We start from the raw sequence: 630 nt of genomic DNA on the forward strand, positions 1-630 counted from the left end.
ATCAGGCATATTCTGTGCTTTTTGCTCTTGGGAGTGAGCAATGGCGCGTTTGATTAGTGCGACGGCATCATCTAGATCGAAGGGTTTGGGTAGGTAGTCGAAAGCGCCACTCTGATAGGAGGAAACAGCGCTGTCCAAGTCGGAATGAGCGGTCATAATAATGACCGGAACTGCCGGTACGCCACGATGCAAATTATTAGCTTGAATCTTTTCAAGTAGTGCAAGCCCATCAATGCCAGGCATACGAATATCACTGATAATCGCATCAGGGCTCTCGCTAGAAAGTCGTTCTACTACACCTTCACCGCTTTCAAAAGAGCGAAGCTCGTAGTCTTCTTTTGCTAGTGCTTTTTCAAGTACCCAGCGTATAGAGCGGTCATCATCAATGATCCATACAAGTGGCTTTGTTGTCATAGTGTTACTCCGAGATACTTGAAACGTTTGTTGGTTTAGGTGAGCGCGTGCTATCGATAGGGATATAAATAATGAAGTCGGTTTTACCTGGTTTGCTTTCGCACTCGACCAAGCCATCGTGCTTGGTAAATATGCTTTGCGTAATGGATAAGCCCAGACCTGTACCTTCTGCGCGCCCACTGATCATGGGGTAAAAAATATTCTGAATGGAATCCT

General features: G+C 45.9%; 2 protein-coding genes. Both read right to left on the minus strand.

Going from position 1 to position 630, the window contains the following annotated elements:
• Window positions 1-414 (minus strand): response regulator (locus tag A3766_RS09240; protein WP_156508814.1); only part of this gene is annotated, 414 nt, incomplete at its 3' end.
• 4 nt (window positions 415-418) lie between these two features.
• Window positions 419-630 (minus strand): ATP-binding protein (locus A3766_RS09245; RefSeq protein ID WP_369808618.1); only part of this gene is annotated, 212 nt, incomplete at its 5' end.

The sequence above is a fragment of the Oleiphilus sp. HI0132 genome, assembly GCF_001635845.1.